Source organism: Moorena sp. SIO3I6 (genome assembly GCF_010672095.1).
In genome coordinates this window covers 1-8,943 of the sequence record NZ_JAAHHU010000208.1, presented here as the reverse complement: position 1 = coordinate 8,943, position 8,943 = coordinate 1, and the positions used below count along the sequence as shown (strand labels likewise).

Genomic DNA, 8,943 nt, shown 5'->3' with positions numbered 1-8,943 from the left:
GGGTTCAACAAGAGAAAAATCTAGAATTACAACGTCGTTTAACTCCATCCGCCTTAGAGTGGAATAATCAGCAACAAGCAAAGTTTCTTTGGAATGCTAACCCCTATTTAGATGTATTAAATCAAGAGGTACTCAAATCTCCTGATAACAATTGGTTAAACCAAGTAGAAGCGGAATTTATACAACAAAGTATTAAGCGAAGACGTAAAAACAGTATTATCGGTTGGAGCCTGCTAAATGTTGCATTTGTAATATTAAGTAGTGCGACTTGGGTTGCAATTAATTCTACTATTGATGCTCAAAACAGATTTCTTGAAGCTTCTAGTGCTTTAACAGAAGAGCGTTTAGCCTCTAAGCATGAGTTAGAAGCACTCATAGAAGGTATTAAAGCCGGAGAACATCTGAAAAGTACGGTTCCATTTGTGGTTAGAGAAGACACCAAGATGCGAGTTATCCTTGCTTTAAGAAAGGTAGTTTACGATATGAGGGAGCGCAACCGCCTAAAGGGACATGATGGGGATGTTATGAGTGTAGCTTTTAGCCCTGATGGTAAGATGATTGCTTCAGCGAGTGCGGACAAGACCATCATATTATGGCGGCACGATGGTAGAATACTCCAAAGGCTTAAAAAGCATAAAGACCAGGTTTTTAGTGTTAGCTTTAGTCTTGATGGTCAACTTCTCATCTCTGCTAGCTCTGATGACACCATAAAGCTGTGGCAGCGTCAGCGTAATAACACTTTCACATTGCTCAAATCGATAACAGATAAAGAAGGAATGGCGGCTGTTAGTTTGAGTCCGGATAATCAAACTATAGCAACTGCTACCAATGCCAGAGGAAAGCATACCGTAAAGCTTTGGCATTACAATGGCAAACTACTCTCAACTTTTCCAGGACACAAAGATCAAGTTAGGGATTTAAATTTTAGTCCAGATGGTCAAACTCTTGCTTCGGCTAGTTTGGATCGGACTATCAAAATCTGGAATGTAAAAAACTATAAGCTAGTCCAAAATATAAAAGATATTAAAAAATTCTTTGGAGTACGTTTTGTTGACAACCAAACAATTGCGGCGGCTAGCGCTGATAATACGGTGCAACTTTGGAATGTCAAGGGTCAACAAATCGGCACTTTTAGAGGTCATCGCGATGATGTACTTTACTTGGATGTGAGTCGGGATAGTAAAATGCTCGCTTCTACCAGTAGCGATCAGACAGTTAAAATTTGGAGTATAAAAGATCTTCAACAGCTGCAAAATATACAAATTACTAACGGAACTATCAATCAACCTAGTTTTAGTCCGGACAGCAAAATGATTGCTTTAGCTAGTACCGATCAATCTGTAAGTATCTGGAGTCGCCATGGTATAGTATCGCCGACAATTTTACAAGGTACTAGGCTTAGTTTCAGCCCAGACAGTCAGGTAATTGTCTCAGGAAATGAGGATGGTACTGTTAAGCTATGGCATAGAGATGGCAAGTTGTTGCGTACTTTTAAAGCACACAATCAGAGACTATTAAAAGTAAGCTTTAGTCCCAATGGTAAAATGATTGCTTCTGTTAGTAAGAACGGGACGCTAAAACTCTGGAACCTTAACGGTAAATTAATTAACACTCTGAAAGAGGACAAAACGAGTGTTTTAGGTATGGGCTTTAGCCCCGATGGCACAAAAATTGCCTTAGCCAATAGTGACAAAACAGTGAAGCTTTGGGATATCGATAATATGTTTACATTACGTAAAACTTTTGTCGGTCATAATGCGGAGGTTAGGAGCGTTAGCTTTAGCCCTGATGGCAAAACAATTGCCTCAGTCAGTGATGACAAAACAGTGAAGCTTTGGGGTTTGGATGGGAAATTACGCAAAACTTTTTTCGGTCATAAAGCTCCAGTTTTGGATGTCAGTTTCAGTCCCAACGGTACAATGATTGTGACCGCTAGCAGCGACAGAACTATAAAAATTTGGAATCTAAATGGCAAATTAATTGAAAGTATTGAGGATAACAAAACCCGTTTTTCAAACGCTAAGTTTAGCCCTAGCGGTCAAACTTTAGTTTCAGGAAGTAATGATGGAACGATTAAACTTTGGAATTTAGACGGCAGTCTGTTGGAAACCTTGTCAGGGGATGATACTTATATATATGATGTCAGTTTTAGTAATGACCGTAAAATAATTGGTTCGGCTGGCTTGGAAGAAAAGGTAATTCTTTGGAATTTTGATTTGGATGATTTGCTCAGGCGTAGTTGCAGTTGGCTGCATGACTATTTGAAGAATAGCTCAAATGCCAATCAGAGTAATATTTGTCAGCAAAATTAACTAAAACCTCCTATTCATATATTCTAATATACCAAAAAAGTTAAATTGGATTTCGTTGGTTGAACCGATATACTGATAGGCTTAAACATTTTTTACAGAAGAAATCGTCTGATTATGATAATATTAGATATTACTATTAACCCCTGACTATTACAACCTCAATTTTAAACGCATATGCCACTACCAATTTATCCCTCTAATCTCCACATGTCCGACTACCGAAAGGCTGAGAAGTTGTACGATGAAGCTATGAAAATTGCTGATACTGATAAGACAACAGCCATAGATAAACTTCGAGAAGCAGAGGGGCTCTTGATAAGTTGTGATGAGACGAATGGACTCAAAATAGTACGAGAGGAAATCAAGAAACGTGGAGGATAGATTGAGCGATCAACACAGTTAACTTTCATCTCGATCCCAAGAGCGATCGCCTTGTCACAACTCTTAGCACAAAAGTGCGATCGCCTGATTAAAACTCTGAGCATAGAAGTGCGATCACTAAAGTTGATCTTCGTTGAGAAGTAGTGCGGTAAGCGCAGCTATGCCTGTAGGGCTTATCGCACCGAAAGATAAACAACTAACAAGGGAACTGTCTTGATGTCTGAATTTTCGAGAAATATGGCATTTGTCATCGGCATCAATAATTATACCAACGGTATTTCCCCCCTACAGAATGCCGAGAATGATGCCAAACAGCTGGTGGAACTGTTGCGGAAACAACATGGTTACCAAGTCTGGGTGTGCTTGAATGAACTCGCCACCCTCAAGAACTTAAATCGATTTCTAGACAAAATCCTACCAGAACAAGTAGGTGAAAATGACCGCTTGCTATTTTACTTTGCAGGTCATGGCATTGCCCTGAATGGGGATGATGGTCCGGCAGGTTATTTAATTCCCCAAGATGCTCAATTGAATGCCACTCAAACTTACTTACCGATGGCTAAGTTGCAAGAATCCTTGGAGAAACTACCCTGTCGTCATTTTCTGGGAATTCTTGACTGTTGCTTTGCGGGAGCCTTTCGTTGGTCAAGCACTAGGGATTTATTAACTGCACCAGAGGTGATCCATAAAGAGCGTTATGACCGTTTTATTACTGACCCCGCTTGGCAGGTAATCACTAGTGCTGCCTATGACCAAAAAGCTTTAGATGCCTTCAATTTTAATACGGAGCGCGGTCAAAAAGGCAACCATTCTCCCTTTGCCGCAGCCTTAATCGAGGCTCTTGCAGGCAAGGCTGACATCTATCCTCCTGCTACCAATGAACAACCTGCAGGAGATGGGGTAATTACTGCAACGGAACTCTACTTGTATTTGCGGGATGCGGTTGAACCAGCTACGGAGGAATCTCGCCATCGACAAACTCCCGGTATTCACCCACTCAAAAAACACGATAAGGGAGAGTATATTTTCCTTTCCCCGGGACATCCCCTCAATTTACCAGCAGCACCACCGTTAGATCCATCGCAAAATCCCTACCGAGGTTTAAAGTCCTTTGACGAGAAACACAGTTCACTGTTTTTCGGGAGAACATTACTAGTAGAAAAGTTAGACTATTTTGTCAAAGCTAATCCCCTGACAGTGGTGTTGGGTGCGTCCGGTTCCGGTAAATCTAGCTTGGTCAAGGCAGGATTAATTCCCAAACTACGGCAAGATAATACCGAGAAATGGTGTATTTTGCCACCCATCCGTCCTGGTGAGACGCCCTTGCAAGGGTTAAATAATGTGCTATGTAATGCTAAGTTACCTAATGTTGAGCCACGAAACCCAGAGCAGAACCTGGCAATGACCATTGATGTTTGGGCGAAAAATAACCCCAATTCTAAGTTATTACTGTTTATTGACCAAAGCGAAGAAATTATTACACTCTGTCAAAACTTAGATGAGCGTAAAGAGTTTTTCCAACAGATACTCACAGCCATAAATGCCCATGGGGATAAATTACGGGTAGTATTAACCCTACGGTCTGACTTTGAAGCCCAAGTCAGGGATGCTGGCTTAAAGTTTGTCCCCACAGACTATAACGTAGGAAATACTGTGCTTAAAAATCGTTGGCACAGCAGACGATTTATTGTACCAGGGATGACACGAGGGGAACTCAAGGAAGCGATTGAGAAACCCGCAGAAGCACGGGTAATGTATTTTCAGCCCTACGAACTTGTAGAAGAATTGATTAATGAAGTGGCGGATATGCCCGGAGCATTGCCCCTGCTTTCTTTTGCCTTGAGCGAACTTTATTTAAAATATTTAAAACGACAACGGCAGGCACAATATAGAGGAATCACTATTGATCGGGCTTTGACTCAAGCCGATTATATGGAATTGGGGGGAGTCATGCGATCGCTAACTCAAAGGGCTGATCAGGAATATCAGGCGCTAGTTAATGAAAACCCCGCTTATGACCAAGTTATCCGTCATGTGATGCTGCGGATGGTAGCCCTAACTGGGGGTGAGTTAGCCCGTAGGCGCGTACCTTTATCAGAATTGGAATATCCACCAGAGAAAAATAGTTTAGTGAAGGAAGTAATTGAGCGCTTTACCAATGCACGGTTATTGGTGAAAGGAGAAGATACTGATGGTAATCCTTATGTAGAACCAGCCCATGATGCTTTGGTGCGGGGATGGGAAAAGCTACGGCATTGGGTTCAACAAGAGAAAAATCTAGAATTACAACGTCGTTTAACTCCATCCGCCTTAGAGTGGAATAATCAGCAACAAGCAAAGTTTCTTTGGAATGCTAACCCCTATTTAGATGTATTAAATCAAGAAGTACTCAAATCTCCTAATAACAATTGGTTAAACCAAGTAGAAGCGGAATTTATACAACAAAGTATTAAGCGAAGACGGCGAAATACCCAAAGGAATTGGGGAATTGCATTGGGCGTAATGCTGGGATTGAGCGGGTTGACCATTTTATCTTTCATTGCTCAAAGGGAGGCGCTGATAGGTCAAGTTAGGGCTTCTCAAGAAGCCTCAGAAGCCAACTTGCCCTCGAACCAGTTACAAGCCTTGGTCGATAGTTTAAGGGCAGCAAAGTCACTACAGCAACCACTTTTGCTGTTATTCAAGCCAAAAAATCAGCTACAAAATCAAGTAAGAGGAACACTACTACAGGCGGTGCATGGTATAAGAGAAAGCAACCGATTGGAAGAACATAGCAGTCGGGTGATGAGCGTAGTTTTCAGTCCTAATGGTGAGCGGATTGCTGCCACGAGTGGAGATAGTACAGTCAAAGTTTGGAACAGAAATGGTATCTTAGAAGCCAACTCAAAACAGCGGGGAAGGGTTTTCACTACCCAAGAGGGTAAGTTTCTTACCTGGTCGTTAAGTTCGGACAATTGGGACAATATCGAAATCAGGAGGCTTGATGGCACCTTGCTACAAACTCTCAAAGATGCTGGCTTTCGGCCTGGGAACGAAAGGCCTTATGTTCAGGTTGTTCGGAGTGTAGTATTCAGCCCCGATCAAAAGAGAATTGCCGTGGCTCGTGCTGACGGAAAAGTACAACTTTGGAAACCAGATGGAACCTTAATACGCACCCTCAAAGGACATAGCGAACATGTCGATAGTGTAGTGTTCAGTCCTAATGGCGAAATGATTGCTTCGGGGAGTAGCGACAACACGGTAAAGCTGTGGAAACTAGACGGGACTTTAATACGCACCCTCTATGGACATAGCGGTTCTGTCTACAGCCTAGCATTCAGCCCAGATAGCAACACCCTCGCCTCAGCAAGCCAGGACAACACGGTAAAGCTGTGGAAACCAGATGGGACTTTAATAGGTACCCTCAAAGGACATAACGATTATGTCACTAGTGTAGCATTCAGCCCTAACGGCGAAATGATTGCCTCAGCAAGCTGGGACAAAACGGTAAAACTCTGGAAAACGGACGGCACCTTGGAGCGCACCCTCTATGGACATAGCGGTTCTGTCCACAGACTAGCATTCAGCCCAGATAGTAAGACCCTGGCCTCGGCAAGCACAGACAGTACTGTCAAACTTTGGAAGCTGGACAACACTAAAGAAGGTATTATCAAAGCACATAGGGATACTGTCAATAGCGTAGCATTCAGCCCTAATGACGAAATGATTGCCTCAGCAGGCCGGGACAAAACCATAAAGCTGTGGAAACCGGACGGGACTTTAATACGCACCCTCAAAGGACATAGCGATTCTGTCAATAGTGTAGTGTTCAGCCCTAATGGCGAAATGATTGCCTCGGCGAGTAGCGACAAAATGGTAAAGCTGTGGAAACCAGACGGGACTTTAATACGCACCCTCAAAGGACATAGCGATTCTGTCGATAGTGTAGTGTTCAGCCCTAATGGCGAAATGATTGCTTCAGCGGGGAGTGGTGTTATCAAGCTCTGGAAGCCAGACGGTAGCTTTATACATAATCTCAAAGACTTTGGTCCTGATGCTACTTATATAGTATTTAGCCCGGATAGTCAGATGATTGCTTCCGCTGGGAGTGTTCCAGGTTTGCTTCAGAAGCTAGACGGCACCCTTGTAACCACCCTGCCAGCATATGGACATGACGTTAAAAGCGTAGCGTTCAGCCCCGATGGTCAGATGATTGCCTTAGGAAGTAGTGAGCCTAAACTCAGTCTCTTGAAGCCAGACGGAACCTTTGTGCGCGACCTCCAAGGACATGATGATGACGTCAATAGCGTAGCCTTTAGCCCCGATGGGCAGATGATTGCCTCCGCTAGTAGGGATGGTACGGTAAAACTCTGGGAAAGAAACGGCGCTTTGCTGAGTACCCTGAAAGGGTATACAGATCACGAACAGATTATAGTAGATTTCAGTCCTGATGGCAATAGCCTTGTCTGGACTAGTCGTAACGGAAAGGTGATTCTGTGGAATTTAAACCTGGATTATTTGCTCCTACGCGGTTGCAATTGGGTGCGTGACTATTTGGAGAATAACCCCAATATTGAGGAGAGCGATCGCCATCTCTGCGACAATATTAACAAGTAGTTACCTTGATGTAAAAGTTTTGGTAGCCACGATTGTGTTTTTTGCAATTGGCTGATCTTTTTAATTGTCTAATAATTTGCGTTCGCGTAGCGTGACCTGCATGTCACGCTACGCGAACGCACTCTCGTTAATCTTGATTGAGAAGTAGTGCGATCGCGTCTCGTAGATCCACCACCGTTACTGTCTCTAATATCTGACCGTAAAACGAACCAAAATGCTTCTTATCACCCGTTACCAAAAGGTCTGCCCTATTCTCTACTGCTGTCGCTAAAATAGGAGCATCTTTCCAAGGTAGCCCCATCTCCATGGCCCAATTAACTCGTGAAACCGGTGCTTCTCCAACAATAATTAGTTTGAGGATTAAATACCTTTCCAATCGTGTCAAAGCTTCGGGATACTTAGCTGTAATGTTACGCCGTGTTTCTTCCAAGGCGTGAGGCGATGTTAGCAAAGCACAATACCCAGCAGAAGCTAACTCAAACAAAACGTTACAGCGACCATCAGGACTAATAGCGGCTGCAAAGATTACATTGGCATCCAGGAACACGCGCATGTATCTTTCCTACTCAGCATCTTTAAGTTGGCCCATTAGCTGTTCGGCTTCTTCGTTCGTTAAGCGATCGCCTGATAAAAACTCCTCAATCCGTTCCTCTGTATACATCTCAATCGGATACACTCCCGCAGGACGCAGTATAATTCCACCATCAGCAGTAGTCTCTACCAGTAGCATAGTTTCACCCTCTAACCCTAGACGCTTGAGAATTGCTTTGGGAATAGAGACTTGACCTTTTTTTCCTAGCTTGATGACTTCCATAATTCCAAATAACCATAATCCGGCAAACCCGACTTTAAGTCAATAGTAATCGATCAGGCTTAAAGCGTGCTCGTTTGGCTACATCACCAGAGAAAAGGAAATACGAGGAGAACAATGACTATTAAGAATCAACAAGATCAGGATCTGCTAGATGAATACGATTTCAGCAAAGGCATACGCGGTAAATATGCTCAGAGATATAGGGAAGGTAGCAACATTGTTAAGTTAGATAACGATGTTGCTGAAATGTTTCCAGATCAAAAATCAATTAATGATGCACTGCGAGCTTTAGCTAATATTATTTCCATCAACACTTAGCGGGAGCAGCATGAAAAAGAAGCGTACGCTAACTTAGTTGATCTTGGTTGAGAAGTAGTGTGCTAAACGTAGCTATTTCTGTAGGGCTGATCGCTTTTAGCGGAAGCTGAGGCCTTTGGCCACGCTTTGCGTTCGCGTAGCGTCGGCTTTGCCGAAACGCTTCCGGAGCGTAGCGTGGCCGTAGGCCAATCGCACCCAAAGCTAAACTTACGAGTCGGATTTGCTATCAGCAACAGATAGTGAACGCATCCATTCATCCAAATCGTCGGGTTTCGTAAAGTCCAACAACGCTTCCCCCAAAGCTTCAAGCTGAGGGAGGGATAAGGCTTGAACCTGCGCTCGCATTTCTGGGGACACTTCTAGAAATGCGACGTGCGAGAAGGCGGAGTATAAGAGATTGTTCCCCTTCGTGACGGCCTTCATCCTTAATGTCTTGATAAATTACAGACTGCTGCATGATATCTGTGCGTAAAACCTGGTTAATCAAGTCCCTCTTTAATAATAGCCCTGCTAGAATCCCAG

8 protein-coding genes and 1 pseudogene are annotated in these 8,943 nt (G+C 43.3%); 4 read left to right on the top strand and 5 right to left on the bottom strand.

The window, feature by feature from the left end:
* The 3 genes from F6K49_RS31385 to F6K49_RS31375 form a co-directional block, all read left to right on the top strand.
* A partial coding sequence (locus F6K49_RS31385; protein ID WP_293030448.1) for a WD40 repeat domain-containing protein occupies positions 1-2,312 on the top strand: 2,312 nt, incomplete at its 5' end.
* Between the two features lie 174 nt (positions 2,313-2,486).
* Entirely contained in the window at positions 2,487-2,693 is a 207-nt protein-coding gene (locus F6K49_RS31380) for a hypothetical protein (RefSeq protein ID WP_293030451.1), read from the top strand.
* Positions 2,694-2,909: 216 nt separating this feature from the next.
* Positions 2,910-7,289, top strand: a complete 4,380-nt coding sequence (locus F6K49_RS31375) for a caspase family protein (RefSeq protein WP_293102943.1) — start codon at positions 2,910-2,912, stop codon at positions 7,287-7,289.
* Positions 7,290-7,416: 127 nt separating this feature from the next.
* Here the strand turns inward: F6K49_RS31375 and F6K49_RS31370 are convergent, their stop codons facing one another.
* Together F6K49_RS31370 and F6K49_RS31365 are read right to left on the bottom strand one after the other, a co-directional pair.
* Positions 7,417-7,842 carry a putative toxin-antitoxin system toxin component, PIN family gene (locus F6K49_RS31370; protein ID WP_293026235.1) on the bottom strand — a complete coding sequence of 142 codons (426 nt, stop codon included), beginning with the start codon at positions 7,840-7,842 and terminating at the stop codon, positions 7,417-7,419.
* A 9-nt stretch (positions 7,843-7,851) separates the two neighbouring features.
* A complete protein-coding gene (locus tag F6K49_RS31365) occupies positions 7,852-8,103 on the bottom strand; it encodes an AbrB/MazE/SpoVT family DNA-binding domain-containing protein (RefSeq protein ID WP_293026233.1) in 252 nt (83 codons plus the stop codon).
* Positions 8,104-8,217: 114 nt separating this feature from the next.
* Between F6K49_RS31365 and F6K49_RS31360 the strand changes: the two genes are divergently transcribed.
* Positions 8,218-8,421 (top strand): hypothetical protein, encoded by a 204-nt coding sequence (locus F6K49_RS31360; RefSeq protein ID WP_293026231.1) that lies wholly within the window; start codon positions 8,218-8,220, stop codon positions 8,419-8,421.
* Between the two features lie 28 nt (positions 8,422-8,449).
* Here the strand turns inward: F6K49_RS31360 and F6K49_RS31355 are convergent, their stop codons facing one another.
* From F6K49_RS31355 to F6K49_RS31345, 3 genes and pseudogenes are all read right to left on the bottom strand, one after another.
* On the bottom strand, positions 8,450-8,620 hold the full coding sequence (locus F6K49_RS31355) for a hypothetical protein (protein ID WP_293026229.1): 171 nt from the start codon (positions 8,618-8,620) through the stop codon (positions 8,450-8,452).
* A gap of 8 nt (positions 8,621-8,628) precedes the next feature.
* Complete coding sequence (locus F6K49_RS31350; RefSeq protein WP_293102940.1) at positions 8,629-8,766, bottom strand: DUF4351 domain-containing protein; 138 nt, start codon at positions 8,764-8,766, stop codon at positions 8,629-8,631.
* Positions 8,726-8,943, bottom strand: a pseudogene (locus tag F6K49_RS31345) (hypothetical protein); the annotation flags it as partial. The pseudogene F6K49_RS31345 and the gene F6K49_RS31350, both read right to left, overlap by 41 nt.